Annotated in this window: 27 protein-coding genes; 17 read left to right on the top strand and 10 right to left on the bottom strand. The window is 71.2% G+C overall.

Annotated elements, in window-relative coordinates; translation table 11 throughout:
- Positions 1 to 103: 103 nt before the first annotated feature.
- Complete coding sequence (locus ACQPXB_RS03225; protein ID WP_432849373.1) at positions 104 to 811, bottom strand: AraC family transcriptional regulator; 708 nt, start codon at positions 809 to 811, stop codon at positions 104 to 106.
- Between the two features lie 388 nt (positions 812 to 1,199).
- Here ACQPXB_RS03225 and ACQPXB_RS03230 point away from each other — a divergent pair, with 388 nt between their 5' ends.
- Positions 1,200 to 1,748, top strand: coding sequence for a dihydrofolate reductase family protein (locus ACQPXB_RS03230; RefSeq protein ID WP_366577869.1), 549 nt, complete (start codon positions 1,200 to 1,202; stop codon positions 1,746 to 1,748).
- On the opposite strand, the gene ACQPXB_RS03235 is transcribed toward ACQPXB_RS03230, so the two are convergent.
- Positions 1,741 to 2,229, bottom strand: coding sequence for a TspO/MBR family protein (locus ACQPXB_RS03235; RefSeq protein ID WP_366577871.1), 489 nt, complete (start codon positions 2,227 to 2,229; stop codon positions 1,741 to 1,743). The two genes, ACQPXB_RS03230 and ACQPXB_RS03235, sit on opposite strands and share 8 nt — an antisense overlap.
- A 229-nt stretch (positions 2,230 to 2,458) precedes the next feature.
- Here ACQPXB_RS03235 and hemL point away from each other — a divergent pair, with 229 nt between their 5' ends.
- From hemL to ACQPXB_RS03270, 7 genes are all read left to right on the top strand, one after another.
- A complete protein-coding gene (hemL, locus tag ACQPXB_RS03240; protein WP_432849376.1) occupies positions 2,459 to 3,763 on the top strand; it encodes a glutamate-1-semialdehyde 2,1-aminomutase in 1,305 nt (434 codons plus the stop codon).
- Positions 3,760 to 4,386: a histidine phosphatase family protein gene (locus tag ACQPXB_RS03245; protein ID WP_220245956.1), complete on the top strand. Its 627-nt coding sequence runs from the start codon at positions 3,760 to 3,762 to the stop codon at positions 4,384 to 4,386. Before hemL ends, ACQPXB_RS03245 begins: the two co-directional genes overlap by 4 nt.
- On the top strand, positions 4,383 to 4,961 hold the full coding sequence (locus ACQPXB_RS03250) for a TlpA disulfide reductase family protein (protein ID WP_366577875.1): 579 nt from the start codon (positions 4,383 to 4,385) through the stop codon (positions 4,959 to 4,961). Before ACQPXB_RS03245 ends, ACQPXB_RS03250 begins: the two co-directional genes overlap by 4 nt.
- A gap of 157 nt (positions 4,962 to 5,118) precedes the next feature.
- On the top strand, positions 5,119 to 5,892 hold the full coding sequence (locus ACQPXB_RS03255; RefSeq protein WP_220245958.1) for a cytochrome c biogenesis CcdA family protein: 774 nt from the start codon (positions 5,119 to 5,121) through the stop codon (positions 5,890 to 5,892).
- Positions 5,889 to 7,493, top strand: coding sequence for a cytochrome c biogenesis protein ResB (gene resB, locus ACQPXB_RS03260; protein ID WP_366577877.1), 1,605 nt, complete (start codon positions 5,889 to 5,891; stop codon positions 7,491 to 7,493). Before ACQPXB_RS03255 ends, resB begins: the two co-directional genes overlap by 4 nt.
- Before the next feature lie 3 nt (positions 7,494 to 7,496).
- Positions 7,497 to 8,474 (top strand): c-type cytochrome biogenesis protein CcsB, encoded by a 978-nt coding sequence (gene ccsB, locus ACQPXB_RS03265; protein WP_366577879.1) that lies wholly within the window; start codon positions 7,497 to 7,499, stop codon positions 8,472 to 8,474.
- 89 nt (positions 8,475 to 8,563) lie between these two features.
- A complete protein-coding gene (locus tag ACQPXB_RS03270) occupies positions 8,564 to 9,943 on the top strand; it encodes a MinD/ParA family ATP-binding protein (protein ID WP_432849381.1) in 1,380 nt (459 codons plus the stop codon).
- A 118-nt stretch (positions 9,944 to 10,061) separates the two neighbouring features.
- Here the strand turns inward: ACQPXB_RS03270 and ACQPXB_RS03275 are convergent, their stop codons facing one another.
- Together ACQPXB_RS03275 and ACQPXB_RS03280 are read right to left on the bottom strand one after the other, a co-directional pair.
- Positions 10,062 to 10,247: a hypothetical protein gene (locus ACQPXB_RS03275; protein ID WP_220245962.1), complete on the bottom strand. Its 186-nt coding sequence runs from the start codon at positions 10,245 to 10,247 to the stop codon at positions 10,062 to 10,064.
- A 256-nt stretch (positions 10,248 to 10,503) separates the two neighbouring features.
- Positions 10,504 to 10,716, bottom strand: a complete 213-nt coding sequence (locus ACQPXB_RS03280; RefSeq protein WP_072474890.1) for a BldC family transcriptional regulator — start codon at positions 10,714 to 10,716, stop codon at positions 10,504 to 10,506.
- 376 nt (positions 10,717 to 11,092) lie between these two features.
- Between ACQPXB_RS03280 and ACQPXB_RS03285 the strand changes: the two genes are divergently transcribed.
- Genes ACQPXB_RS03285 through ACQPXB_RS03295 form a run of 3 tightly spaced genes read left to right on the top strand, consistent with a single transcriptional unit; the run spans position 11,093 to position 12,962 of the window.
- Positions 11,093 to 11,566 carry an Lrp/AsnC family transcriptional regulator gene (locus tag ACQPXB_RS03285; RefSeq protein ID WP_285970770.1) on the top strand — a complete coding sequence of 158 codons (474 nt, stop codon included), beginning with the start codon at positions 11,093 to 11,095 and terminating at the stop codon, positions 11,564 to 11,566.
- Positions 11,567 to 11,577: 11 nt separating this feature from the next.
- Positions 11,578 to 11,889 carry a DUF4229 domain-containing protein gene (locus ACQPXB_RS03290; protein ID WP_366590620.1) on the top strand — a complete coding sequence of 104 codons (312 nt, stop codon included), beginning with the start codon at positions 11,578 to 11,580 and terminating at the stop codon, positions 11,887 to 11,889.
- Entirely contained in the window at positions 11,886 to 12,962 is a 1,077-nt protein-coding gene (locus ACQPXB_RS03295) for a PLP-dependent cysteine synthase family protein (protein WP_366590618.1), read from the top strand. The genes ACQPXB_RS03290 and ACQPXB_RS03295 overlap by 4 nt, the downstream gene beginning before the upstream one ends.
- A 222-nt stretch (positions 12,963 to 13,184) precedes the next feature.
- Here ACQPXB_RS03295 and ACQPXB_RS03300 read toward each other — a convergent pair whose 3' ends face one another.
- From ACQPXB_RS03300 to ACQPXB_RS03315, 4 genes are read right to left on the bottom strand one after another with little or no spacing between them, the layout of a single operon-like run.
- Positions 13,185 to 14,054, bottom strand: a complete 870-nt coding sequence (locus tag ACQPXB_RS03300; protein ID WP_432849386.1) for a 1,4-dihydroxy-2-naphthoate polyprenyltransferase — start codon at positions 14,052 to 14,054, stop codon at positions 13,185 to 13,187.
- Positions 14,055 to 14,088: 34 nt separating this feature from the next.
- Positions 14,089 to 14,220, bottom strand: coding sequence for a hypothetical protein (locus ACQPXB_RS03305; RefSeq protein ID WP_366589125.1), 132 nt, complete (start codon positions 14,218 to 14,220; stop codon positions 14,089 to 14,091).
- Positions 14,221 to 14,271: 51 nt separating this feature from the next.
- Positions 14,272 to 15,423: an o-succinylbenzoate--CoA ligase gene (gene menE / locus ACQPXB_RS03310; protein ID WP_366589127.1), complete on the bottom strand. Its 1,152-nt coding sequence runs from the start codon at positions 15,421 to 15,423 to the stop codon at positions 14,272 to 14,274.
- Between the two features lie 16 nt (positions 15,424 to 15,439).
- On the bottom strand, positions 15,440 to 16,363 hold the full coding sequence (locus ACQPXB_RS03315) for a 1,4-dihydroxy-2-naphthoyl-CoA synthase (protein ID WP_220245968.1): 924 nt from the start codon (positions 16,361 to 16,363) through the stop codon (positions 15,440 to 15,442).
- Between the two features lie 96 nt (positions 16,364 to 16,459).
- On the opposite strand from ACQPXB_RS03315, the gene menD reads away from it, so the two are divergent.
- Positions 16,460 to 18,136, top strand: coding sequence for a 2-succinyl-5-enolpyruvyl-6-hydroxy-3-cyclohexene-1-carboxylic-acid synthase (gene menD, locus ACQPXB_RS03320; protein ID WP_386946262.1), 1,677 nt, complete (start codon positions 16,460 to 16,462; stop codon positions 18,134 to 18,136).
- A gap of 3 nt (positions 18,137 to 18,139) precedes the next feature.
- Here the strand turns inward: menD and ACQPXB_RS03325 are convergent, their stop codons facing one another.
- Positions 18,140 to 18,868, bottom strand: coding sequence for a phosphotransferase enzyme family protein (locus ACQPXB_RS03325; protein ID WP_432849389.1), 729 nt, complete (start codon positions 18,866 to 18,868; stop codon positions 18,140 to 18,142).
- A 136-nt stretch (positions 18,869 to 19,004) separates the two neighbouring features.
- On the opposite strand from ACQPXB_RS03325, the gene ACQPXB_RS03330 reads away from it, so the two are divergent.
- Both ACQPXB_RS03330 and ACQPXB_RS03335 read left to right on the top strand, forming a co-directional pair.
- Positions 19,005 to 20,522 carry a M1 family metallopeptidase gene (locus ACQPXB_RS03330; RefSeq protein WP_432849391.1) on the top strand — a complete coding sequence of 506 codons (1,518 nt, stop codon included), beginning with the start codon at positions 19,005 to 19,007 and terminating at the stop codon, positions 20,520 to 20,522.
- Between the two features lie 119 nt (positions 20,523 to 20,641).
- On the top strand, positions 20,642 to 21,115 hold the full coding sequence (locus ACQPXB_RS03335) for a DUF3592 domain-containing protein (protein WP_366589133.1): 474 nt from the start codon (positions 20,642 to 20,644) through the stop codon (positions 21,113 to 21,115).
- Between the two features lie 164 nt (positions 21,116 to 21,279).
- On the opposite strand, the gene ACQPXB_RS03340 is transcribed toward ACQPXB_RS03335, so the two are convergent.
- The gene (locus tag ACQPXB_RS03340) at positions 21,280 to 22,122 is read right to left on the bottom strand and encodes an inositol monophosphatase family protein (RefSeq protein ID WP_220245973.1); all 843 of its coding nucleotides are present in this window, start codon (positions 22,120 to 22,122) and stop codon (positions 21,280 to 21,282) included.
- 176 nt (positions 22,123 to 22,298) lie between these two features.
- On the opposite strand from ACQPXB_RS03340, the gene ACQPXB_RS03345 reads away from it, so the two are divergent.
- The 3 genes from ACQPXB_RS03345 (at position 22,299) to ACQPXB_RS03355 (ending at position 26,259) form a co-directional block, all read left to right on the top strand.
- Positions 22,299 to 23,417: a glycosyltransferase family 4 protein gene (locus ACQPXB_RS03345; protein ID WP_366589135.1), complete on the top strand. Its 1,119-nt coding sequence runs from the start codon at positions 22,299 to 22,301 to the stop codon at positions 23,415 to 23,417.
- A gap of 3 nt (positions 23,418 to 23,420) precedes the next feature.
- Positions 23,421 to 24,524, top strand: coding sequence for a glycosyltransferase family 4 protein (locus ACQPXB_RS03350; protein ID WP_366589137.1), 1,104 nt, complete (start codon positions 23,421 to 23,423; stop codon positions 24,522 to 24,524).
- Between the two features lie 1,036 nt (positions 24,525 to 25,560).
- Positions 25,561 to 26,259 carry a demethylmenaquinone methyltransferase gene (locus tag ACQPXB_RS03355; protein WP_366589139.1) on the top strand — a complete coding sequence of 233 codons (699 nt, stop codon included), beginning with the start codon at positions 25,561 to 25,563 and terminating at the stop codon, positions 26,257 to 26,259.

The following is a 26,259-nucleotide window of genomic DNA, read 5'->3' on the forward strand; positions in this document are numbered from 1 at the left end:
GCGCGCGTCGACGGTAGGACGGCCGCCGGTCGTGGCGTGCCCTGATCGCGACGGCGCAGGACGGATCGCGAAACCCTTTGCCGGGAAGGAACAGCGGCCTGGTCTACCGCGCGTCGCGCAGCGTGGCCGACCGTGTTTTGCCGAACTGCTCGCGGTAGGCGCGGGAGAAGCGCCCGAGGTTCGAGAACCCCCAGCGGTTGGCGACATCGCTCACGGAACCCGCGTTCTCCCGTAGGTCTTGCCGCGCGCGCTCGAGGCGGACGCGCCTGAGGTAGGCCATCGGGGTGATCCCGAGGTGTTCCTGGAAGCCCTGCTGCACTCGCCGGCCGCTGACGCCGTCGACGACCATGGACTCGAGGTGCTCGCGGTGCCGCTCCGAGCGGTGGACCAGGCTTTCCCGATCGGCCAGCTCGGACAGCAGCAGCTTCACCGTGGACAACCAGCTTCGCCCGGCGCCCGGCGTGAGGGAGAAATCGAGATCGAACCGGACGGAGGTGCCCACCGGGTGACCGAGCAGGCCCTCCAGCTCCGCTTCGAGAGAGCGGGTGGAGATCTTGACGCAGATCTGTTCGGCGTCGGCCGCCCAGCGCGGGAGGTACGTGTGCTCCGACGGGGTGAACACCGCGGCGTGGCCCGGCGTCGCGATCATCCCGCGCGGCCCGCAGCGCGACTCGACGGCGCCGAACGTGGGGATGTTGACGTGGTAGGCGCCCAGCGCGCCCGGGTCGACGCTGGTTTCGGTTCCGAAACAGACGTACCCGACGGTGAGGTGCTGGAGCTCCGCCGCGCTGAGGCGGGAGCTGGGGAGCACCGGGCGGCGCGTTCCCGGACTTCGACCTTCGCGGGGTAGAAGACGCTGTTCAGGTTCTCGCGGAAGACCTCGAACCGAATCGCCCGGCACAGCTGGCGCAGACTCCACCGCCCCGAGTCGTCACCGTCGACTCGCGGGGCCGGGTCGGTCCTCGTCACCGTGTGGTCCGTCGGCGCGCTCCTTTGCGCTGGTCGTCGGCCGCCACTCGCCGGCCGGCACCTCTCCGGGAGGTCGATACTCGCTGGTCATCGGCCGGAGCTGGCATTCGCCATCGCAAGTCAGGCACAGGGCGCCGCTGTCCTCGTCACGCAGCGTCCGGCCGGAAAGCGAAACCCGCGCTTCGCAAACCGGACCCCGGACCGGTCGTTCCCGCGTACGATTCCGGCGCATGGTCGCACTCGTGCTGAAGATGTCGGTCTCGCTCGACGGCTACGCCGCGCCGGCCGACGGGCGCGTGGACTGGTTCGCCGCGGGCCGCTCCGAGGACGGGGCCGCGGCGAACGTCGAGACGCTGAGCGGCGCCGGTGCGCACCTCATGGGCGCCACCATGTACACGCAGGTGGCCGGCTTCTGGCCGACCGCGACCGGGCCGTTCGCCCAGCCGATGAACGACATCCCCAAGATCGTCTTCTCGAACTCGCTCACCACCGCCGACTGGCCTGAGACGACGATCGTCACCGGCGATCTCGCCGAGGCCGTCACGCGGCTCAAGCAGGAGGAGCGCGACGGCTACCTGCTCGCCCACGGCGGCGTCCGGTTCGCCCGGTCCCTGATCGAGACCGGGCTGATCGACGAGTACCGCCTCGTCGTCCACCCGGTCGTGCTGGGCGCCGGTGAGCGGCTCTTCACGAAGCCGCTCACCCTCGAACCGGTGCGCACCACTGCGTTCAGCCGCGGCACCGTCGCCCACGTCTTCACGGCGGCGGCCGCTAGTTGAGGTTCTCGTTCAGCGCGATGATCGCCACGTTCAGCGCCGTCGCGTAGACGATCCAGAGGAAGTACGGCAGCAGCAGCACCGCGGCCAGGTGCGAGCGGCGGTAGAACAAACCGATCGTCATCAGCGTGGTGAAGCCGAGCAGGATGATGTCCACGCAGGCCAGCCGCGTGGAGCCGCCCGCGAAGAACAGCGGCGTCCAGAGCAGGTTGAACAGCAGGCTGACGCCGTACATGGCGAAGCCCTGCGTCTCACCGTCCGTGCGCCAGTAGACCCAGCCGGCGAACGCGAGCAGCACGTACAGGAGTGTCCACACAGGACCGAACAGCTTCGCCGGCGGCGCCCAGTCCGGCAGCACGAGCCGCGCGTACGTCTCGGGCGCCGACGTGGCGGCGAGCGACCCCACGACGGCGACCACGGCGACCAGCACGAAGAACACCACCAGCACGACCCAGGGGTTGCGCCTGTGCGTGGGCGTGGTCACGTTGCCCTCCCCGTTCACGGCGGCCCGGCGGCACCTGGCTGAACCGCCCGTGATCGGCAGGTTACCAATCCGACCAAAGGCAGGCGGGCACCAAACGGACGTTTCCCCGGTTCACAACCGTCCCCGCCGTGACCGTGGTCGGATTGGTAACCAGCAGCACAGCGGAGCACCGCGGCCCGCGCGCGACGTCGGCCACCGGCTGGGCTCGGGGATTTGCAAGACTGGACGGGTGAGCACTGGCACCGAGCAGTCCAAGGTTTGGTTCGAACGCGCGAAGGCGGCCGTCCCGGGCGGGGTGAACTCGCCGGTGCGGGCGTTCAACTCGGTCGGCGGCACTCCGCGGTTCATGGTCCGCGGCGAAGGCCCCCACCTGTGGGACGCCGACGGCAACCGCTACGTCGACCTCGTCTCGTCCTGGGGTCCGATGATCCTCGGGCACGCCCACCCGCAGGTGGTCGAGGCCGCGCGCGCGGCCGCCACGAGCGGGCTCTCGTTCGGCACGCCGACGATCGGCGAGGTCGAGCTGGCCGAGGAGATCATCGGTCGCGTCGAGCCCGTCGAGCAGGTGCGCCTGGTCAACTCCGGCACCGAGGCGACGATGAGCGCGATCCGCCTCGCCCGCGGGTTCACCGGCCGGGCGAAGATCGTGAAGTTCGCCGGCTGTTACCACGGTCACGTCGACGCGCTGCTGGCCCAGGCCGGCTCCGGCGTCGCGACGCTCGGGCTGCCGACCTCGCCCGGCGTCACCGGCGCGCAGGCCGCGGACACGATCGTCCTGCCGTACAACGACCTCGACGCCGTGCGGAAGTCCTTTGTGGAGAACGAGGGCGAGATCGCCGCGGTGATCACCGAGGCGGCCGCGGGCAACATGGGCGCGATCGCGCCGGATGCCGGGTTCAACGCGGGCCTCGCGGAGATCACCCGCGAGTACGGCGCGCTGCTGATCATGGACGAGGTCATGACCGGCTTCCGCGTCTCGCGCGCGGGCTGGTTCGGCCTCGAAGGCGTGGCCGGTGACCTGTACACGTTCGGCAAGGTCATGTCGGGCGGGCTGCCGGCCGCCGCGTTCGGCGGTCGCGCCGACGTGATGGCGAAGCTCGCGCCGGGTGGTCCCGTCTACCAGGCCGGCACGCTGTCGGGGAACCCCGTCGCCGTCGCCGCGGGCCTCGCGACGCTGCGCGCGGCCGACGACGCCGTGTACGCGGCGCTCGACGCCAACGCGAAGCGGCTCGGCGGGCTCTTCGACGCTGCGCTGACCGAAGCGGGCGTCGCGCACAACGTGCAGTACGCCGGCAACCTCGTGAGCGTCTTCTTCGGTGACGGCGCCGTGCGCGACTACGCGGGCGCGCAGGCCACCGAGACCTGGCGTTTCCCCGCCTTCTTCCACGCACTACTCGACGCCGGCGTGTACGCGCCACCGAGCGCGTACGAGGCGTGGTTCGTGAACGCCGCGATGGACGACGAAGCGTTCGGCGTGATCGAGGCGGCCCTCCCGGCCGCCGCCCGCGCCGCGGCCGAGGCGGTCAAGCCGTGACCACCGTCGTCCACCTCCTGCGCCACGGCGAAGTCCACAACCCCGACAAGATCCTCTACGGCCGCCTGCCGAACTTCCGGCTGTCCGACCGCGGGCAGCGCCAGGCGCTCACCGTCGCGGAAGCCGTGGCGGGCCACGACCTCGCGCACGTCGTCGCGTCGCCGCTGCAGCGCGCCCAGGAGACGGCGGCGCCCATCGCGGCCGCCCACCGCCTCGACATCGCGACCGACGAGGGCCTGATCGAAGCGGGCAACGTCTTCGAAGGCCAGCGCGTGGCCGTCGGCGACGGGGCGCTGCGCCAGCCCAAGGCGTGGCCGCACCTGGTCAACCCGTTCCGCCCGTCGTGGGGCGAGCCGTACGTGGAGATCGCGCACCGGATGCTCGGCGCGGTCTACCGCGCCCGCGAGCAGGCCGAGGGGCGCGAGGCCCTGTGCGTTTCGCACCAGCTGCCGATCTGGACGCTGCGCCGGTTCCTCGAGGCCAAGCGCCTGTGGCACGACCCGCGCAACCGCCAGTGCTCACTGGCCTCGCTGACGTCGCTGGTCTTCGACGGTGAGGCCCTGGTGGACATCGTCTACAGCGAACCCGCGGGCACCACGGACCCGAAGGTGACGGGCGCATGAAACGGGCGCTCGGTGCCTTGCTGGCCGCCGCGCTGCTGGTGGCCGGCTGCTCGACGGGCAAGGACGCCGTCGTCTCCGGCGGCACCTTCACGTTCGTGTCGCCCGGCGGGCAGATCGACATCACCTACCCCCTCGACAAGCGCCAGACGGCCCCGGTGCTGGCCGGCGACGACCTGATGAACGAGGGCAAGCAGCTGTCGCTGAACGACTTCGCGGGCAAGCCCGTGGCGATCAACCTGTGGGGCCAGTGGTGCGGGCCGTGCCGCGCGGAGGCGCCGGAGCTGGAGAAGGCGGCGAAGCAGTTCCAGCCGCTCAACGCGGCGATCGTCGGCCTCGACGTCCGCGACCCGGCCCGCTCGGTCGCCCAGGACTTCGTGCGCGACCGCGCCATCACGTACCCGTCCATCTGGGACCCGTCGGGCCGTGTGCTGCTGCAGCTCCAGGGCTACCCGCGCAACATCATCCCCTCGACGATCATCCTCGACAAACAGCACCGCGTGGCGGCCGTGTTCCTGCGCGACGTCCTCGCGACCGACCTCGTCCCGGTCATGCAGCGGCTGGCGGCCGAGAAGTAGCCTGCCCGCCCGCTCGTCACTTCGGTGATCGGCGCCGCCGGATCCGTCCGGCAGCGCCGGTCACGAGTGGGACCTTGGTCCCGTTCGGGCTGTGGCGTACGTCCTGTGAGCTGCCCCCGCCCGTCTCACGCGAAGCTCACTGCCTACTCTCAAGTGCGTGAACTCCGTGTCCGAGCTGGCGATCTCCGGACCGCTGCTGCTCGCCGCGGGCGTGGCGTTGCTGGCCGGCGCGATCTCGTTCGCGTCGCCCTGCGTGGTGCCGCTCGTGCCCGGGTACCTGGCGTACCTCGCGGCGCTGGTGGGAGCCGACGCGCCGGCGGTGAGCGTCGACGAGGAACGCAAGAAGGGCCGCTACGCCGTGCTGGGCGCGGCGGGTCTGTTCGTGCTCGGGTTCACCGTCGTGTTCGTCGCGACGCTCGGCACGCTCGTCTGGCTCGCGGACACGCTGCTGATCAACCAGGACCTGTTGCAGCGCATCGGCGGGGTGCTCACGATCGCGATGGCGCTCGTGTTCCTCGGCTGGATCCCGGGCCTGCAGCGGGAGGTCCGCTCGCACCGCGTGCCGGGCGGTGGGATCTGGGGCGCGCCGCTGCTGGGTGCGGTATTCGGGCTCGGCTGGACGCCGTGCATCGGCCCGACGCTCTCGGCCGTCACGAGCCTCGCGAGCGCCACGGGCGGCGCGGCCGCGCGCGGGTACCTGCTGGTGCTCGTCTACTGCCTGGGCCTCGGCCTGCCGTTCCTGCTGATCGCGCTCGGCGCCCGCTGGGCCGTGCGCGCCACCGACTGGCTGCGCCGCAACGGCCGCCGCGTGCAGCTCATCGGCGGTGGGCTGCTGATGGTCGTCGGCATCCTGCTCGTCACCGGACTCTGGGGAGACGTCATGGGCTGGCTCCGCAACTCCGTCGCCTCGAACCTGGTGCTGCCACTGTGACCACCACCGAAGCACCCCCGGCCAGCCCGCAGCGCCCCTACCGGCCGTCGGCCGGCAAGCAGCTGCTCGCCTTCCTGCGCAACACCTGGCGCGGCCTCACGTCGATGCGCACCGCGCTCGTGCTGCTGTTCCTGCTGGCGCTCGCCGCGCTGCCCGGCGCACTGCTGCCGCAGAACCGGCTCAACGCGGCCAAGGTCGACGAATACATCACCAGCCACGGCTGGTGGGGCAGCCTGCTCGACAAGCTGCAGTTCTACGACGTCTACTCCAGCGTCTGGTTCTCGGCGATCTACCTGCTGCTGATGATCTCGCTCGTCGGCTGCCTCACGCCGCGCAGCTGGGACTACGTGCAGCAGATGCGCGCGAAGCCGGTGCTGACGCCGCGCAACCTCGCGCGCATGCCGCACCACCGCATCGTCCGCACGGCGCGCACCCCGGAATCGATCCGCGAAGACGTGCGCAAGCAGCTCTCGGGCTGGCGCAAGATCGAGCGGGACGAAGAAGGTGGCTTCTCCATCTCCGCCGAACGCGGCTACCTGCGTGAGACCGGCAACCTGCTCTTCCACTTCGGCATGCTCGGCCTGATCATCTTCTTCGCCCTCGGCAAGCTCTACAGCTACGAGGGCCAGGTGATCGTGCAGGCCGACGGCAGCCAGTTCTGCAACTCCGGCATCTACAACTACGACTCGTTCGAAGCCGGCCTGCGCATCGACGGCACCGACCTCGACGAGTTCTGCGTGAAGGTCAACGACTTCACCGCGAACTACACGCCCGCCGGCGAGGCGGACTACTACCACTCGAACATCCAGTACCAGTCGGGCGAAGACCTCAAGACCAACACGTGGCGGCCGTACAACCTGCAGGTCAACGACCCGCTGCGCACCGTCGGCGACCGCGTCTACCTGCTGGGCAACGGCTACTCGCCCCAGTTCACCGTGACGTTCCCGAACGGCGAGCAGCGCACGCAGAACACGCAGTGGCGGCCCACCGACACGACCACGATGCTCTCGCAGGGCGCCACCAAGTTCGACCAGCCCGGCATCACCGACGAGATCCAGCGGCGCACCAAGCAGCTCGCGATCACCGGTGTGCTGGCGCCGACGTCGTTCGTCCACGGCGGGATCCTCACCTCCACCGCGCCCGAGCTGAACAACCCGATGGTCGCCGTCGACGTGCTGCGCGGCGACCTCGGCCTCGACGCGGGCCGCGGGCAGTCGGTGTTCGAGGTCGACCAGGACCGCGTGGCCGACGGGCGCCTCAAGCGCGTCGCGCGGCAGAACCTGGCCATCGGCCAGTCGGTGACGCTCGACGACGGCACCAAGGTCCGCTTCGACGGCGTGAACAAGTGGGTGAACCTCCAGATCTCCCACGACCCCACGCAGGTGTACGTGCTCGGCTTCGCGATCGTGATGTTCGCGGGCCTGGGCGGATCGCTGCTGGTCAAGCGGCGACGGGTGTGGGTGCGGGTGCGCCAGGGTGACGACGGACACGCGGGTACCGTGATCGAGGTCGCCGGGCTGGCGCGCACCGACCAGGCAGGGTACGGCGAAGAGTTCCAGCGGATCAGCGAACGGCTGGTCACGGGCCGGAAAGGCAGCTGAGGCATGCAGATCAACGAGACGTTGTCGCAGTATAGCGACTGGTTCTACACCACGACGGTGGCGATCTACGTCCTCGCGCTCCTGCTCTCGCTGTTCGAGCAGGCCTTCGGCGCGAAGGGCCGCCAGGCCCACGCGCGCAGCGCGCAGAAGTCGCTGGTCGGCGCCGGCGGGCCGGTGATCGAGGACGCCGACACCCCGGCCGAGCCCGAGGCTCCGCGTGAGGTCGGCCGTCCCGAGCGCATCGGCCGCATGGGTGCCTCGCTGCTGGTGCTGGGCGCGCTGCTCCAGCTCACCGCGATCGTGCTGCGCGGCCTCGCCGTGCACCGCGCGCCGTGGGGCAACATGTACGAGTACGGCATGGCGGTCACCTTCATCACGGTGGTCGCGTGGCTGATCGTGATCCGGAAGTTCCCGGTGCGCCACCTCACGGGCTTCCTGCTGCTGCCCGTCGTGATCCTGATGTTCATCAACGGCACGCTGCTCTACACGGTGGCCGCGCCGGTCGTGCCCGCGCTGCAGTCGTACTGGCTCTACATCCACGTGTCGGCCGCGATCATCGGCTCCGGCGTGTTCCTGGTGCCCGGCGTGGCGAGCGTGCTCTACCTCTTCCGCACCGCATACGACCGCAACCCGGCCAAGTTCTCCGGCTTCGGCCCCAAGCTCCCGGCCGCCGACGTGCTCGACCGCATCGCCTACCGCGCCACGATCGTGGCGTTCCCCATCTTCACCTTCGGCGTGCTGTGCGGCGCGGTGTGGGCCGAGGCCGCGTGGGGCCGGTTCTGGGGCTGGGACCCGAAGGAGACCGTCGCCTTCATCGCGTGGGTCGTCTACGCGGCCTACCTGCACTCCCGCGCCACCGCCGGCTGGCGCGGCACACGGGCAGCGGTGATCAACATCGTCGGGTTCGCGGTGACGATCTTCAACCTGTTCTTCGTCAACCTGGTGACTGCCGGACTCCACTCGTACGCCGGGGTCAACTGACCGGGGGTCCACGCGGTTCGTAACACTCCCCCCGACTACCGTCGATACCTGAGGATCCAGCAGGCGGTGCGATCGGGAGGTTGGCAGCGGTGACCGGACCCAGCGAAGAGGCGGCCACCCGGGCGGAGTCCGGCGGTGTTCCAGGGCAGCCCGAGCAGGCTCAGGCACAGCCCGAGGCGACTCCGGAACCGGCGGCCGAACTGTTCTCCGACGAACGCACGGACTCGACGCCGCACCCGGCCGCGGACGCGTACGAGGCCCAGCCGACCCAGGTCGTGGCCTCGCCCAACCCGAACTCGGGGCCGCACGCCGTGCCGGGTCAGCCCGTCGCACAGGCAGCGCAGCCAGGCCAGCCGGCGCAACCGGGTCAGCCGGGGCAGCCCGGGCAGGTTCCGCCGGGGTACGCGCCGCAGCAGTACGACCAGAACCTCCCGCCGCTGCAGCCGCAGCAGCAGTACCCGCCCGCGGGTTACCCGCAGCAGCAACCGCCGTCGCAGCAGGCGCCTTCGGGCCTGCCGCAGCCCGGTGGTCGCCACTCGACTGTGCCCGACGACCTGACCACGGCGCACCTGGTGAAGCAGGCCAAGCGCACGCCGCAGTCGGGCTGGCGCAAGGCGCTCTACCTGGGCACCGGCAAGCTGCTCAACCCCGGCGAGAGCCCGGCCGACACGCGCCGGCGCGAGCTGATCGCGCGGGTGAACCAGCCGCTGCGCGGGTGCTACAAGATCGCGATGCTCTCGCTCAAGGGCGGCGTCGGCAAGACCACCACCACGACCACGTTGGGCTCGACGTTCGCGTCGCTGCGCGGCGACCGCGTGGTGGCCGTGGACGCGAACCCGGACCGCGGCACGCTGTCGCAGAAGATCGCCATCGAGACCACGGCGACCGTGCGGCACCTGCTGCGCGACGCCGAGAAGATCACCCGCTACAGCGACGTGCGCTCGTACACCTCACAGGGCTCCAGCCGGCTGGAGATCCTCGCCAGCGAGCAGGACCCGGCCGTGTCGGAGGCCTTTTCCGAGACCGACTACCGGCGCACGGTCAACCTGCTGGAGCACTTCTACAACATCGTGCTCACCGACTGCGGCACCGGTTTGATGCACTCGGCGATGAAGGGCGTGCTCGACGTCGCCGACTCGCTGGTGGTCGTCTCGTCGGGCTCGGTCGACGGCGCGCGCAGCGCCTCGGCCACGCTCGACTGGCTCGAGGCTCACGGCTACGGCGACCTGGTGAAGCGCTCGGTCGTGGTCATCAACTCCGTGCGCCCGAAGGGCAGCTCGGTCGACCTCGACAAGCTCTCGGCCCACTTCGGCGCGAAGGTCCGCGCCGTGTGCCGCATCCCGTTCGACGCGCACCTCGAGGAGGGCGCGGAGATCGAGCTGGAACGCCTGGGCGGCGACACGCGCCTGGCCCTGCTGGAACTGGCGGCGACGGTGGCCGACGGCTTCGGGGCTCAGCAGTACCGCTGACCCCGGCTTCGTAAAGCACCCCAATGTGGCGTTCGGTGCGCCCAACGCACCGAACGCCGCATTGGGTGCGCTCAACGCAACCAATGCCACATTGGGGTGGTCGGGGCCAGGTGGCGGGTCAGGCGTCCGGGTCGTCGGTGGGCCGCTTGCGCTGCTGCTCGCCGAGCTTGCGCAGGAAGTCGGGGTCGTCGTCGGGTGCGAGGGTGGGGCGCCGATCGGGCACGCCGATGCGTTGCGCCCCGAAGGCCCGCCACAACAGAACGGCGATGGTGATGGCGCCCACCGCTGCGAGCAGAGCGATCATGCCCGGTCCTTCCGTCGTGCAAGGCCTTGCCGGTGTCCCACGTTACCAATCCGGCCTGAAGAAGGCGGGTACGCAACCGGACGTCAGGGCCCATCGCAAAACGGTCCCGCCGTGACTGTGGTCGGACTGGTAACCATCCGCACAGTAGCCGTAAAACGGCGAACCGGCCCGAACCCCGGGTACGACGAAGGGTCGTGACCGGTAAGAGGTGCGGGAAGTCACCTCTTACCACTCACGACCCTCTTGTCGCGCTGGTTCAGGCCTTGCGGGCCGGTTCGCTCGCGTCGGTGGTGAGCTCGGCGAGGAGCTCGTTCACCTCGGACTCGCGGAACCTGCGGTGCCCGCCCGGGGTCCGGATCGAGCCGATCCGGCCGGCCGTGGCCCACCGGGTGACCGTCTTCGGGTCCACCCGGAACAAGGCGGCCACTTCACCCGGGGTGAGCAACCTTCCGCCCATCGTCGCGGTCATTTTCCGCCTCCTTAACGACCTACTTGCTATACCGGAGGCATCGGGCCTTTCGCCCGTCGCGCCGGGGTAGCCAACGCGGCAATCGTGGCACTTCACCCGTCGGGTACTCGAACGGTTGTCCTTGAGTAAAGAGCCCTTAAAGTGCAAAAGGGACATAACCTCTGGCGTCCTCCCGCGTGTGAAGTCCTTGTTCAAATGGCTCTGACCAGGAGGTTTTCTTCTGCGGAACGGCGGCCTCAGGTAAAGACACGCCAAAGCGGCATCGCGGGCCATAGCGGACCATCGGCGACGTTGTGACGCAGTAGACACTGTGTCTGTCGCCGGGGGCGTCTCACCTTCCCTGCGGCCGGCGCCGGCCGCGCAGCATAATGAGCCGGTGGATCAGCTGGACCGGAAGATCATCGCGGCGTTGCGGGTCAACGGCCGGGCCACCTACGCCGACCTCGGCCGCTCCGTCGGGTTGTCGGCCTCGTCGGTGCACGAACGCGTGGGCAAGCTCGAGGCCGCGGGGGTGATCACCGGCTACCACGCGATGGTGGACCCGGGCACCGTCGGCCTGGGCGTGACGGCGCTGGTGGGCATCCACCCGACCGACACCGCCACCGACGAGGACGTGGCCGCGGCACTTGGTGAGCTGCCCGAGGTGGAGAGCTGTTACGCCGTGGCCGGCGACGAGGCGTTCGTGGTGAAGGTGCGCGTGTCGACCGTCGACGAGCTGGAGCACACACTCGGGCGGCTGCGGCGCATCCCGGGCGTCGGGCGCACCAACACGACGGTGGTCCTCTCGACCCGCTTCGAGGGCCGTCCGAACAACGCGGGCCTGGACGAAGAGGCCGAGAACAAGGCGTAGCCTCCCTTGATGTGAGCGAATCGCCGGAACACGAATCGCCGGAACACCTGCCCCGTGACCTGACCCTGTACCTGGTCGCGCGCTTCGCGCTCGTGGCCGTGGTCGCGTGGGTGCTGGTGCTGGTCGGAGTGCCGCTGCTGGTGTCCCTCCTCATCGGGCTCGTCGTGGGCCTGCCGCTGGGTCTGCTGCTCTTCCGCAAGCTCAACGCGCGCGTGACGGCCGGGCTGGCCAAGCGCAACGAGTCGCGGGCCCGCGCGCGGGCCGCCCTGCGCGCCCAGCTGCGCGGCGACCTGCCGACCAACCCGGGCGACGAAGCCGCGTGAGCAGGCTCCACAACCGGGCCTGGGTGCGCGAGGCCGTCCGCATCATCGAGGCCGACGCGAACCGCAGCGCCGACACACACCTGCACGTGTTCCCGCTGCCCCCGGAGTGGGGTGTCGACCTCTACCTGAAGGACGAGTCCGTGCACCCCACCGGCTCGCTCAAGCACCGGCTGGCCCGGTCGCTGCTGCTCTACGGCCTGGTCAACGGCCAGATCGGCCCGGACACCACGCTCATCGAGGCCTCCAGCGGGTCGACGGCGGTGTCCGAGGCGTACTTCGCGCGCATGCTGGGACTGAAGTTCGTGACCGTGGTGCCGCGGCGGACGAGCAAGGAGAAGATCGCCCTCATCGAGTTCTACGGCGGTGAGTGCCACTACGTCGACCGGGCGCCGGACATGTACCCGGAGGCGGAGCGGCTCGCGGCCGAGTGCGGCGGGCACTACCTCGACCAGTTCACCTACGCCGAGCGCGCGACCGACTGGCGGGGGAACAACAACATCGCGGAGTCGGTGTTCGCGCAGATGCGGGCGGAGCGGCATCCGGTGCCGTCGTGGATCGTCGTCGGAGCCGGCACGGGTGGGACCAGCGCGACGTTCGGCCGGTATGTGCGGTACAAGCGCCACACGACGAAGGTTGCGGTGGTCGACCCGGAGAACTCGTCGTTCTTCGGTGCCTGGGAGACCGGCGCGCTGGACTACGCGACGGGGATGCCGTCACGGATCGAGGGGATCGGGCGGCCGAGGGTGGAGCCGTCGTTCGTTCCCGGGGTGATCGACGAGATGTTCTCGGTGCCGGACGCCGGGTCGCTGGCGGCGATCCGGTTGTTGAGGGATCACACGGGGCATTGGGCCGGCGGGTCCACGGGGACGAACCTGTACGGCGCGTTTTTGTTGATCTCGCGGATGGTTGCCGAGGGGCAGGCTGGGTCCGTCGTGACTTTGCTGTGCGACGGCGGCGACCGGTACGCGAACACGTACTACTCGGATGAATGGCTGGCCGAGCAGGACCTCGACATCGCGCCGTACCGGGCGAAGTTCGACGAGTTCATGCTGACGGGGCGGTTTGAGGGGTAGGCCCTCGCGGGGGCGTGTTGCGTTGGGCGTGCACCCCGAAGCTGGATTGTGTTGACGGCCGGTGAGCCGTTGTCAAGGCGGGAAAGCGTGCCTTGACAGCGGCTCGCCGGCCGCAAGGAGGCTTCGGATCGGGGTGCCGGGGCTGGGCTGGGTGCAGGTTTCGTCGCGTGGGTGGGCGGCGGTTGGGTGGGTGGCGGTGTGTGTGTCGCCTGGGGTGTGTGGTCAGAGGGCGAGTGCGATTGCGCTCAGGACCGCCCACGCGAGCATGGCCAAGCCCGTGTCGCGGAGCGCCGGGATGAGTTCGCGGCCCACTTTGCCGCCGCCGACGGCGCGGATCGACTTCAGCAGCATGGGGGCGGTGATCAGGGCGATGAGCTGGAGCGGGTGCCAGATGCCGAGGATCACCGTCAGGACGTAGGGCACGGTTACCAGGGCGAGGTAAAGGCTGCGGGTGCCCTTGTCGCCGAGGCGGGTGGCGAGGGTGCGTTTGCCCGATTCGATGTCGGTGGGGATGTCGCGGAGGTTGTTGGCCGTCAGCACGGCCGTGGAGAAGGTGCCGACGGCGACGGCGCAGGCGAGGCCGGCCCAGCTGACGCGGCCGGCCTGGACGTAGACCGTGCCCAGGACGCCGGCGAGGCCGAAGAACACGAAGACGGCGATCTCGCCGAAGCCGTAGTAGCCGTAGGGCTTCTTGCCGCCGGTGTAGAACCAGGCGCCGAGGATGCAGACGCCGCCCATGATCAGGAGCCACCAGAAGCCGGTGAGGGCGACGAGCAGCAGGCCCAGCACGCCGGCGAGGCCGAGGCACACCAGCGCCGCCGTGAGGACGGCTTTCGGGGCGGCCGTGCCGGAGCCGACGAGGCGCAGGGGGCCGACGCGGTTCTCGTCGGTGCCGCGGACGCCGTCGGAGTAGTCGTTGGCGTAGTTCACGCCGATGATCAGAGCGAGCGCGACCAGCAGCGCGAGCACCGAACGCCACCACGAGAACGCGTCCAGCGCGATCGCCGCACCGACGCCCGCGACCACCGGCGCGATCGCGTTGGGCAGCGTCCGCGGGCGGGCGCCTTCGATCCACTCACTCACTGTCGCCATGGTCGTTATTCAACGCCATGCGATCTTCACCCGATCAGGAACCCGTGACCTGCCACGTGAGAGTCCCACTGGTGTTCGGTTCGTCGGCCGACGCGGCGCCCGCGCCGATGAGCAGCCCCACCGCAAGAGTCACGACCGCGACGGCCGCCTTGGTCCACCTCGTCATACCCCGAGGCAACCGCGATCACTGGCACCCTGTCAACGATCCGGCGGGATTTCACGCCATCCGTAGGTCGAAGTGGGCTTTGACGGCTGCCCGGTCGATCTTCCCGGGGCCCCGCAGCGGCAGCTCATCCGCGAACTCGATCTGCTTCGGCGTGGCCGCGGCGCCCAGCTCCTCGCGGGCGACGGCCTTGATCGTCTCGGGCGCGACCGGTCCCTCCGCGACCACCAGCGCGACCACGGTTTCACCCCACTGGGGGTCCGGGATCCCGACCACGCAGACATCGCGCACGCCCTTGATCGCGCCGAGCACCCGCTCCACCGACCCCGCCGACACCTTCACGCCGCCGGTGTTGATCACGTCGTCGGCGCGGCCGAGCACCTCCACGCGGCCGTCGTCGAGCAGCCGGCCGCGGTCGGACGTGCGGAACCAGCCGTCCTGGAACGACTCCGCGGTCAGCTCCGGCGCGAGCCGGTAGCCATGGGCCAGCACCGGCCCGGAGATCCGCAGCCGCTCGTCCGCGTCCGGCTCCACGCGCACCCCGTCGAGCGGCACCCCGTCGTAGACGCAGCCGCTCGCGGTCTCGCTCATGCCGTACGCGGGAACGATCCGCACGCCGGCCTCCATCGCCCGCGTACGCAGCTTCGCGGACGTCGCCGCCGCGCCCAGCACGATCCCGTCGAACGCCTGCGCTGCGGACAGCCCGGCCCCGCCGTCGTCGAGCAGCCGGACGAGCTGCGTCGGCACCAGCGCCGTGTAGCGCGGCCCGGCCTCGGCCAGCACGGGCGCGGCCGCCGCGGCGAACTCGTCCGGCCGGAAGCCCGTGCCGGTCAGGAACGCGGGTTTCGTTCCGGCCAGCCGAGCGCGGACGAGCACCTGCAAGCCGCCGATGTAGTGCGCCGGCGTGGCGAGCAGCCAGTGGCCGGCGCCGCCGAGCCGGGCGTGCGTGGCGGTGGCCGACGACGTCAGCGCGCCCGGTGACAGCAGCACGCCCTTGGGCGCGCCCGTCGACCCGGACGTGGCGATGATCACTGCCGTGTCCGGTTCGACCGGGCGGTCGGGCGCCATCGCGTCGAGGACGCCGGACGCCGCCGGGTCGGCGCTCGAAAGCGGCAGCACGGCCTCGCCACCGTCGAGCGCGGCCGCCACCGCCGTGTCCAGCGTGGACACCGCTTCGGCGCTCCCGTCGAGCCACACCACACGCACAAGGTCTCCCGGAGGATCAGTAGTAGTACGGGACGTCGGACCAGTCCGGGTCCCGCTTCTGCAGGAACGCGTCGCGGCCTTCCACGGCTTCGTCCTGCATGTAGGCGAGCCGTGTGGTCTCGCCGGCGAAGAGCTGCTGGCCGACGAGGCCGTCGTCGATCGCGTTGAACGCGTACTTCAGCATGCGCTGCGCCGTCGGGGACTTGCCGACGATGGCCCAGCCCCACTCCAGCGCCACCTTCTCCAGGTCGGCGTGGGGGACGACCTCGTTGACCGCGCCCATGTGGTGCATCTGCTCGGCGGTGTAGTCGCGGCCGAGGAAGAAGATCTCGCGGGCGAACTTCTGCCCGACCTGGCGGGCGAGGTAGGCGGAGCCGTAGCCGGCGTCGAACGAGCCGACGTCGGCGTCGGTCTGCTTGAAGCGCGCGTGCTCGGCGGAGGCGAGCGTGAGATCGCACACGACGTGCAGCGAGTGCCCGCCGCCCGCGGCCCAGCCCGGGACGACCGCGACCACCGGTTTCGGCATGAAGCGGATCAAGCGCTGGACCTCGAGGATGTGCAGCCGGCCGGCGCGTGCGGGGTCGACCGTGTCGGAGGTCTCCCCGCTCGCGTACTGATACCCGGAGCGTCCGCGAATACGCTGGTCACCGCCGGAACAGAACGCCCAGCCGCCGTCCTTGGGCGACGGCCCGTTGCCGGTGAGCAGGACGCAGCCGACGTCGGAGCTCATCCGGGCGTGGTCGAGGGCGCGGTAGAGCTCGTCGACCGTGTGCGGGCGGAAGGCGTTGCGGACCTCCGGACGGTCGAACGCGACGCGGACCACCCGTTTGCCGGAGCGGCTCTCGGCAGAGCGGTGGTAGGTGATGTCGGTGAAGGCGAAACCTTCGACCTCGGTCCACGCGGCGGGGTCGAACAGCTCGGAAACTCGGGCGTCATCCACGTTTGGGAGAATAGGACCTGTGGACATCTCTGCTGTGCCTGATGCCGCCTCCGCGGGAGGTAGCGCGTCCGTGGGCGACTTACCCGGAGCCTGCCGGTGAACCCCTCCACCGCGCAGGCCAGGGTCATCGTCGACGAACTGGTCCGCAACACCGTGTCCCACGTCGTCCTCTGCCCGGGCTCGCGTAACGCGCCGCTGTCGATCGCGCTCTACGACGCGGCCGCGGCCGGCCGGCTGAAGCTCCACGTCCGCATCGACGAGCGCGGCGCCGCCTTCCTCGCGCTCGGCATCGCCGCCCGCACGGGCCGGCCGTCGGCGGTGGTCTGCACCTCCGGCACGGCGGCCGCGAACTTCCACCCGGCCGTGCTCGAGGCCGACCGCGCGGGTGTGCCGCTGATCGTGCTCACCGCCGACCGGCCGCCCGAGCTGCGGTCCGCCGGCGCCAGCCAGGTGATCGACCAGTACCAGCTTTACGGCGACGCCGTGCGCTACTTCGACGAGCTGGCCGTCGCCGAGCGGCGCGCCGGCCAGAACTCCTACTGGCGCAGCCAGATCTGCCGCGCCTGGAACGCCGCCTACGGCGAGTGGCGCAGCGGCCCGGTGCACCTGAACATCCCGTTCCGCGAGCCGCTCGTCCCGGACCTCGACGACGACGGCGAGTGGTACGAATCCACCGAAGGCCGAGCCGACGGCGAACGCTGGACCGAACTGCCCGACTTCGGCGCCCTGCCGTCGTTCGTGGTGCCCTCGGCCCGCCACGGCCTCGTGATCGCGTGCGACACCGGCGTGCAGGCGGCCAGCGAGTGGGCCGAGCAGCACGGCTGGCCGGTGGTTTCGGAAACCGGTGGTCTGGGCTTGTCCGGCTCCACGGCCATCTCGTCGGGCGCGTGGCTGCTGGGCGTCGAGGAGTTCATCTCGCACCACAAGCCGGAGCAGGTCCTCTGCCTCGGCCGGCCGACGGTGTTCCGGCAGGTCCAGAAGGTGCTCTCGGACCCCGCGGTCGAGGTCCTGCTCGTCCGCCCGGACTCCGACTGGCCCGCGCCGGCGCACAACGTCCGCCAGGTCGGCCAATGGTTCGCCGAGCCCACGAAGCCCGCCGACCCGGAGTGGCTCGCCGGCTGGCAACGCGCCGACGCGGCCGCCGCGGCGGCCGTTTCGTCGGCTCTCGCCGCGGAACCGTGGCCCAGCGGGTTGAGCGTCGCGTCGGAACTGGTGGACGCCTTGCCTCAGGGCGCGCTTCTGGTGGTGGGCTCCTCGAACCCGACCCGCGATGTCGCCCTGGCCGGGACCCTGCGTCCCGACGTGCTGGTCCACCGCAACCGCGGCGTCGCCGGCATCGACGGCACCGTCTCCACGGCCATTGGTGCGGCCACCGTGCACCGCGCGCCTTCGTACGCGTTGCTGGGCGATCTGACGTTCCTGCACGACGCTTCCGGCCTGCTGACCGGTCCCGCCGAGCAACGTCCGGACCTCACCATCGTCGTCCTGAACGACGACGGGGGCGGGATCTTTTCCTTGCTGGAACAGGGCGCGCCCGAACACGCCGACAGCTTCGAGCGCGTGTTCGGCACTCCCCACGGCGCCGACCTGGGCGCGCTGTGCGCGGGCTACCGGGTGCCGCACGTGGTGGCCACCTCGGTGTCGGAGTTCCGCGCCGCGCTGAAGCCCGCGCCAGGCCTGCGCGTCGTCGAGGTGCGCGTGGACCGCTCCCGCCACCGCGACCTGCACGCGCGCCTGCGCAAGGCCGTGGCCTCGGCCGTCGGCCACGGCTGAGGTTCAATCCAGCGCTGCTCGCCACGCGTCCTGGTGGGCGTCGAGGTAGTCGGCGGTCGCCAGCCAGTACGGGCCGTCCTCACGCCAGATCCGTGACCACGGCCGCGTGCCGGCGTTCGCCCGCAGGAAGTCGTGCATCGCCCGGGCGCGGCGGCCGAGCGCGGCCGGGAGTTCAGCACGCCGGCGCTCGTCGAGGCCGTAGCCGTCGGTGAACGCGCGCAGACGGGCGGCGGATTCCGCGACCGGCCGGTCGGCGCGCAGGTCCGCGGCGGTCTGCGCGGTGTAGGCGAGGTCCCACACCGTCGAGGCCGGCGCGGTGCAGTCCCAGTCGATCAGCACCCACCCCCGCTCGGCTCGCACGATGTTCCACGGCGCGACGTCGTTGTGGCACACGAGTTCCTCACGGTCCAGCGGGATGAGCCGCTGCCAGACCGCGCCCGGCGGCGGCACGAAGCCGGCCAGCGCCTGGTGCAGCTCCGCCAGCGTGCGGCCGAGCTCTCGCAGGTCGCCGGGGGAGTACGGGCCGCCCACGTCACCCGGCACGAACTCCAGCACCTGCCGGCCGCGCTCGTCTCGCCCGAGCGGCCGCGGCGCCGCGCGGAAGCCGGCCGAATGCAGGTACCCGAGCACCGCGTCGACGGCTCCAGTCCACGGCCCCGCCGGGCGCCGCACCGTGGCGCCGACGCGGACGATGCCGCTCGTCACGTTCCCGACCAGCGGTTCTTCCGTCACCCGACCGAGTTTCGCCACCCCGTCAAGTGATTACCTTCCGCGGTCCCAGCGGGTAAGAACCTCCCAACGGACGTACCTCGCAACTCGAACCCTGGCTACGTTCGAGCGCGTTGATCACCGTCTGGGAGGAAACGCCATGCGTGGAAGAGGTCGGGCCGGGCTCGGGTTGGTCGCGGCGGGAGTGGTGTCGGTGCTGGTGGCGGGGGTGGCGTCGGCCGCGCCGCAGCCGGGGGCGCCGGGGGTGGGTGATCCGTACTACCCCAACGCCGGCAACGGCGGCACCGACGTCCTGCACTACGACATCCGCCTGACCTACCAGCCGGACACCGACCGGCTGGCGGGCACGACGACCCTGCTGCTCACCGCGACGCAGGACCTGTCGCGGTTCGACCTCGACTTCGCGCTCAAGGCCAAGAGCGTGCTGGTCGGCAACGAGGCCGCGACGTTCGCCAACCAGAACGGCAACGGCGAGCTCGTCATCACGCCCCAGCACCCGTTGCTGAAGGGCCAGACCACCACCGTCGTCGTGGCCTACGACGACACGCCGTCCACCGAGGCCGTCGACGGGTTGCACGGCTGGAAGCACGGCGCGTTCGGCGCGCTGGGCGTCGACGAGCCGCAGAGCGCGCAGTGGTGGTTCCCGTCCAACGACCACCCGACGGACAAGGCCACCTACGACGTCAGCATCGAGGCGCCCGATGGCAATGCGGCCATCACGAACGGGACGCTCGTGCGCAAGACCCAGTCGCGCGCCGGCTGGACGCGGTGGAACTGGCGCAGCACGAAGCCGCAGGCCACGTACCTGACGTCGTTCGTCGTGGGCAAGTACGAGGTCAACCAGTCGACGACGCCGGACGGCAAGCCGTTCATCACCGCGTACGGCTCCGACCTCGGCGACTCCCTGTACGCGGCCAAGGCGAGCGTCGAGCGGACGCCGGAGATCGACGCGTTCCTGGCCACGCAGTTCGGGCCGTTCCCGTTCGAGGCCGAGGGTGGCGTGGTCACCAGCGGCATCACGTTCTCGCTCGAGAACCAGACCCGCCCCACCTACGGGCTGAAGAACTTCCTCAACGGCTCCAACACCACCCTCATCGCCCACGAGAACGCCCACCAGTGGTTCGGCGACAACGTCTCCCTCGGCAAGTGGAGCGACATCTGGCTCAACGAGGGCTTCGCGTCCTACGCCGAGTACCTGTGGTCCGAGCACGAGGGCGAGGGCACAACGGCCGAGCTCGCGCAGTACGCCTACGACTCCTACGCGGCCGACGACGCGTTCTGGCAGGTCCTGCCCGGCGACCCGGGTGAGGAGAACCAGTTCGACGGCGCCGTCTACGACCGCGGCGCGATGGCCCTGCAGGCGCTGCGCACCACCGTCGGCGACGACGCGTTCTTCGCCATCCTGCAGAAGTGGCAGGCCACGAAGGCTGGCGGCAACGGCGTGATCCCGGAGTTCGAGGCGCTGGCCGAGCAGGTGTCGGGCAAGCCGCTGCAGGCGTTGTTCCAGACGTGGCTGTTCACGAAGGGCAAGCCGGCCGTCGGTCCCAACGGTGCCGCGGCTCGGTCTGCTCGGGCGGCCCACGCTCTGGTCAAGCCGAAGTCCTACGACCAGATCCGGGCCAACCACCGCATGCTCGCTGCCGCGGGCGAACGGTGACGCTCTCCTGTACCGATCGTTACCGATCGGACCACAGTCACGGCCGAATGGCTTCGTAGCAACGGTTACGTGCCGAGCGGGCGTCGGCCTGCTTTCGGCCGGATTGGTAGCCTTGCGACGTGACGGTCAGGCGTGAGCGGGCGAGGCGCATCGGATGGTTCGCCGTCCTCGGTGTCGCCTCGCTCCTCACCGTCATGTGCGTGAGCCTGCTCTTCGCGGCGATCCGCAACGACAACGCCATCGAGTCCCACCTCGGCACGGCCACGGCCACCGTCGAGTCCGTGAACTTCGACCGCACGATCATCCAGTTCCAGAGCCCGGACGGCATCGTCCACAGCCCGGCCAACGGCGTCCTGTATCCGTCCGGCCTCCTGGCGGGCCAGCTCGTGGCCATCGAGTACGACGTCACGAACCCCGACCGCACCGCCCGCGTCGCCGGCCGCACCGCGACGCTCACCCTCCTGCCGCTCGGCACGACGATCCTGATCACCTGGCTGGTCGCGGGCCCGCTGATGTGGTGGCTGCGCCGCCTGATCAAGCGCGACCGGGCCGCCCGGGCGGCGACCGAGGTGCCGGAGGTCCCGGTCGCCTGACGCGGCCGCGCTCGGTGGTCTCTGCCGGCGGCGCTGACCCTCTTGCTGTGCGCCGCGGCCGTTGTCGCGCGGGTGGCTGTGGGCTTCGGGTTCACCGGACGGCGGGTTCGCCGCGATCAAGCGCAGCGCTCAGGCGACCGTGCCCCGGCCGCCCGAACGCCGCGTCAGGTCGTGGCGACCGTGGCCGTCTCCTGCCACCAGCTCAGCACCTCGTCGGCGACCCCCGGAGCGGCCACCAAGAGGCCGTCTGTCGGCAGCGTCGTGTCTTCGCCGTGCTTGTCCAGCACCACCGCGCCGGCCTCGATGGCCATGGCGACGGAGCCGGCGACGTCCCATTCGTGGTAGCTGTGCAGCACCGCCGCGGCCGCGTGGCCGAGCGCGACCTGCGCGATCGACAGCGCGGCCGAGCCCAGCACCCGCACGCCCGCGTGGGCGGCCGCCGCGCGCTCGATGAAGCCGCCCATCCCCGGCCACGGCCCCTTGCGCGCGAGCTCGGTGCAGACGATGGCGCCGGCCGTCACGCGACGGTCGACGAGCTGGATGGGCTTGCCGTTGGCACGGGCGCCGCGGCCGCGGGCGGCGGCGTAGATCTGGGCGCGGTACGGGTCGGCGACCACCCCCACCACCGGCCCGGACGCGTCGATCAGCGCGAGGCTGTACGCGCACCACGGCACGCCGGCGACGTAGTTGGCGGTGCCGTCGACGGAGTCCACGACCCAGCGGTACTCGGCCACGTCGGCGCCGTGGTCGGCGCCGAACTCGTGACCCACCACGGGGATGCCGGGGAACTCGGCCGTCAGCACCCGGCGGGTGTGGCGCTCGAGGATTCTGTCGGTGTCGGTGACCCAGTCGAACGGGGAGTCCAGGGTCGAGGGGTGGGCTCCGCGGCCCGCCGTCGCGGTGATCACGTCGGTGGCGTCGTTGGCCAGCCGGCCGGCCACCTCGAGAGCCCTCGAGAGCAGCCCCGGCTCCACGGGCTGCGACGGCCTGGAGGACAAGAGGGTCATGCCTGCTTAGTCTGGGCCGTCCTGGTTTCCGGGACACGACCTTGAGGTGACATGTCGTGGCGAATCTGTCGACGGACTGTATTCGGACCCGGACGCTTCGGAGTGTTCGAACACCGTTGGCCCATCGGTCACGAAGGATTGGTCCGGTTCGCGCACGCCGGTGCGACAGTGGCCGGGTGCGAGTCGCCATAGTCACCGAAAGTTTCCTGCCCCAGGTGAACGGCGTGACGAACTCCGTGCTGCGGGTCGTCGAGCACCTGGTCGACCGCGCCCACGACGTGCTCGTGGTGGCGCCGGGACCGGGGCCCGAGTCCTACCGCGGCGCACCGGTCGTCCGCATCCCCGCGCTGGACGTGCCCGGCGTGCACTCCCTGCCGATCGGCCTGCCGACGCGCACGGTGCTCACGGCGCTCAGCGGCTTCCGGCCGGACGTGGTGCACCTGGCGTCGCCGTTCGTGGTGGGCGCGCGCGGCCTGGCCGCCGCGCGGCGCCTGCGGGTGCCGTCGATCGCCGTCTACCAGACCGACATCGCGGGCTTCGCCACGTCGTACGGCTTCGGCATCGGCGCGCGCGCCGCCTGGCGCTGGGTGCGCCGAGTGCACTCGCGCGCCGACCGGACGCTCGCGCCGTCGTCCGACTCCGTCGAGCAGCTCCAGCTGCACGGTGTGCCCCGCGTGCACCGCTGGGCCCGCGGCGTGGACATCGACCGCTTCTCGCCTTCGCACGCCGACCCGGCGCTACGGGCCGAGCTGGCACCCAACGGCGAGCTGCTCGTGGGCTTCGTCGGCCGCTTGGCTCCGGAGAAGGAGGTCGACCGGCTGGTGTCGCTGGCCGGCGTGCCCGGCATCCGCGTGGTCGTGGTCGGCGACGGCCCCGAGCTGCCCTCGCTGCGCGAACGTCTCCCCGGCGCCGCCTTCCTCGGCGCGAAGTACGGCGACGAGCTGTCGGTGGCCTACGCGAGCCTCGACGTGTTCGTCCACACCGGACCGCACGAGACGTTCTGCCAGGCCGTCCAGGAAGCCATGGCCTCCGGCCTGCCGGTGCTCGCGCCCGACGCGGGCGGCCCGAAGGACCTCGTCCTGCCCGGCCGCACGGGCTACCTGCTGCCCGCCGACCGCGACGAGTTCGGCCGCGCGCTCGTCGAGCGCATCGACGACCTGCGCGATGCGGCCCTGCGGGCGCGGCTGGGGGAGAAGGCCCGCAAGGTCGTACTGGGCCGCACGTGGCCCGCGGTGTGCCGAGAACTGGTGGGGCACTACGAGGCCGTGCAGGACCGGGCCGCGCGCGCGGCCTGAGCGATGCACATCGTCCAGCTGGCGAACTTCTACGGGCCGCGCTCGGGAGGGCTGCGGACCGCCCTGCACCACCTCGGCGCGGGTTATGTCGCCAGCGGGCACCGCGTGACCCTCGTCGTGCCGGGCACCCGGTACGCGGTGGAGACACTGCCCACGGGCGTGCGCCGGTACTCGCTGCCGGCGCCCCGGATCCCCGGCACGGGCGGCTACCGGGCCGTCGACCCGCACCGCGTGCGGTCCGTGCTGCGGCGGCTCTCGCCGGACCGGCTGGAGGTCTCCGACCGGCTGACGCTGCGCGGCATGGGCACCTGGGCGCGTCGCAACGGGGTGCCCAGCACCGTGATCTCCCACGAGCGCCTCGACCGCCTGCTGGAGCAGTTTCTCCTGCCCCGACCGGTCGCGCGGGGCGTGGCGGACGTCGCCAACCGCCGCATGGCCGCCAGCTACGACACGGTCGTCTGCACCACCGCTTTCGCCCGCGCCGAGTTCGACCGGATCGCGGCGCCGAACGTCCGCCGGGTCCCGCTGGGCGTCGACTTGGCGACCTTCGCCCCGTCGATGCGCTCGGACTCGTGGCGCCATTCCCTGGCCGATGGGGCGGATGCGTTGTTGGTCCACTGTGGACGCCTATCTCCCGAGAAACACGTCGAGCGCAGCGTGGACACCGTGGCGGAACTGACGGAGTCCGGCGCCCGCGTGCGCCTGGTGATCGCCGGCGACGGGCCTCGAAGACGCGCGCTGGAACGCCGCGCCCGCGGCCTCCCCGTGACGTTCCTGGGCTTCCTCTCCGGCCGCGACGAAGTCGCCCGCCTGCTGGCCACCGCCGACGTGTCGCTCGCCCCGGGCCCCCACGAGACCTTCGGCCTGGCCGCCCTCGAGGCCCTCGCCTCCGGCACCCCCGTCGTGGTCTCCGCCTCCTCCGCCCTGCGCGAAATCGTCCGCCCCGGCTGCGGCGCCGCCGTCGACGACCACGCCCCCGCCTTCGCCACCGCCGTCACCGGCCTCCTGGACAGCCCCGAAGACCTCCGCCGCGCCGCCGCCCGGGCGCGCGCCGAGGAATTCGCCTGGCCGGAGTCGGTGCGGGGGATGCTCGCAGCGCTTGGGTGAGGTTTCGCTTGGGTTGGTTCGGGTTTGGTCCGTGGGGATCAGTTCAGTTCGGACCAGCCCACTGACCCGGGGTCCCAGCCGAACCGCGACCGGTCCCCTCGCACCGCCCAACGGGCACGAGTGGACCGTTCGCGCCGTGCGCGGGTCGCGAGGGGACGGTTCGTGCCGCCTGCTGGGTGCGAGTGGTCCGATCGCGCCCTACCGCAGGTGCGAGGTGACCGCTGGTGTCGCGCACTGGGTCCCGAGGGGACGGTTCGGGAGATGCGATGAGCGTGATGCGACCGTTCGTGCCGGCCCGCTGGGTGCGAGTGGTCCGATCGCGAACGGTCCAGTCGCGCCGACCCGTGCTGAGCGAGGGGACCGTTCGTGCCGTCGGCGGCGCGCGAGGGGACCGATCGCGCCATCCGAGGGTGCGAGGGGACCGTTCGCGCCGGTTGCTAGGTGCGACGGGACCTTTAGCGCCGCGCGGCGGGCACGAAGGGGCCGCTCGCGGTGTGCAAGCGGCGCGAGTGGACCGTTCGCGCCGTGCCGCACGTGCGAGGTGACCGCTCGTGTCGCCCACTGGGGCATGAAAGGACCGTTCGCGCCGTGCGCGGGTCGCGAGGGGACGGTTCGTGCCGGCCCGCTGGGTGCGAGTGGTCCGATCGCGAACGGTCCACTCGCGCCGACCCGAGCGGCGCGAGTGGACCTTTCGTGCCGTCGTTGGCGCGCGAGGGGACCGATCGCACCGCGTTGGTGGGGCGAAGGGACCGTTCGCGCCGGTGGTGGCGTGCGAGTGGACCGTTCGTGCCGTTGGCGGCGCGTGAGGGGACCGTTCGTGCCATGGCCGAGGCGCGACAGCGCCCCTCACGCCGCGCCAACCGTCGCGACCGGACCCCCGTGACCGCGACAGAGCCCCGCCGTCGCGGCCCGACCCCCGCCGTCGCGGTCCCGGACCGGGCCCGACCCAACCCGACCCGACCCGACCCGGCCCTCCTGACCAGCGCCTCAGCCACCCTCAGCGTCCAGTCCGCACGCCAGTGTCTAGATTCGAGGCATGCCCCGCGCCAGTCTGGACAAGGATCCGCACGAAGTCGCCGCGATGTTCGATGGCGTGGCGTCCGGTTATGACCGGGCGAATTCGTTCATGACGTTCGGGTTCGATCGGCGGTGGAGGACCACCACGGCGCGGGTGCTGGACGCCAAGCCGGGGGAGAAGGTGCTGGACCTGGCGGCCGGCACGGGCGTCTCGACGGTCGAGTACGCGCGCAACGGCGCCTACTGCGTCGCGGCCGACTTCTCGCTCGGGATGTTGCGGGCGGGACTGCGGCGGAAGCTGCCGATGGTCGCGGCGGACGCGTTGCACCTGCCGTTCGCGGACGACTCGTTCGACGCCGTCACGATCTCCCTCGCGCTGAGGAACTTCGTCGACACCAAGGCCGCCCTCACGGAAATACTGCGGGTGGTCAAGCCCGGTGGCCGGCTGGTCATCTGCGAGGTCTCCACGCCCACCTTCGCGCCCATCCGGTTCTTCTACCGGCGCTTCGTCCTGAAGCTGCTCACCTGGGTCGGCAGCCGCTCGTCGACGAACCCCGAGGCGTACTCCTACCTGGCCGAATCCATGCTCGCGTGGCCCGACCAGCGGGCGCTCGGCGAGATCATCGCGAGCGCGGGCTGGATCGAGGTCGAGTGGCTGAACCTCACATTCGGCGTCGTCGCCATTCACCGCGCGAAGAAGCCCTCCGTAGACTCGTGA

Source organism: Amycolatopsis sp. CA-161197 (genome assembly GCF_050942255.1).
In the GTDB taxonomy this organism is placed as follows: domain Bacteria; phylum Actinomycetota; class Actinomycetes; order Mycobacteriales; family Pseudonocardiaceae; genus Amycolatopsis.

Coding starts and splice junctions, on each gene's coding strand:
- ACQPXB_RS03300 (WP_432849386.1), bottom strand. CDS start 14,054: ATGGCGACAGTGAGTGAGTGGATCGAAGGCGCCCGCCCGCGGACGCTG.
- ACQPXB_RS03340 (WP_220245973.1), bottom strand. CDS start 22,122: ATGACCCTCTTGTCCTCCAGGCCGTCGCAGCCCGTGGAGCCGGGGCTG.
- ACQPXB_RS03330 (WP_432849391.1), top strand. CDS start 19,005: ATGCGTGGAAGAGGTCGGGCCGGGCTCGGGTTGGTCGCGGCGGGAGTG.
- ACQPXB_RS03275 (WP_220245962.1), bottom strand. CDS start 10,247: ATGATCGCTCTGCTCGCAGCGGTGGGCGCCATCACCATCGCCGTTCTG.
- ACQPXB_RS03355 (WP_366589139.1), top strand. CDS start 25,561: ATGCCCCGCGCCAGTCTGGACAAGGATCCGCACGAAGTCGCCGCGATG.
- ACQPXB_RS03305 (WP_366589125.1), bottom strand. CDS start 14,220: ATGACGAGGTGGACCAAGGCGGCCGTCGCGGTCGTGACTCTTGCGGTG.
- ACQPXB_RS03250 (WP_366577875.1), top strand. CDS start 4,383: ATGAAACGGGCGCTCGGTGCCTTGCTGGCCGCCGCGCTGCTGGTGGCC.
- ACQPXB_RS03280 (WP_072474890.1), bottom strand. CDS start 10,716: ATGACCGCGACGATGGGCGGAAGGTTGCTCACCCCGGGTGAAGTGGCC.
- ACQPXB_RS03350 (WP_366589137.1), top strand. CDS start 23,421: ATGCACATCGTCCAGCTGGCGAACTTCTACGGGCCGCGCTCGGGAGGG.
- ccsB (WP_366577879.1), top strand. CDS start 7,497: ATGCAGATCAACGAGACGTTGTCGCAGTATAGCGACTGGTTCTACACC.
- ACQPXB_RS03230 (WP_366577869.1), top strand. CDS start 1,200: ATGGTCGCACTCGTGCTGAAGATGTCGGTCTCGCTCGACGGCTACGCC.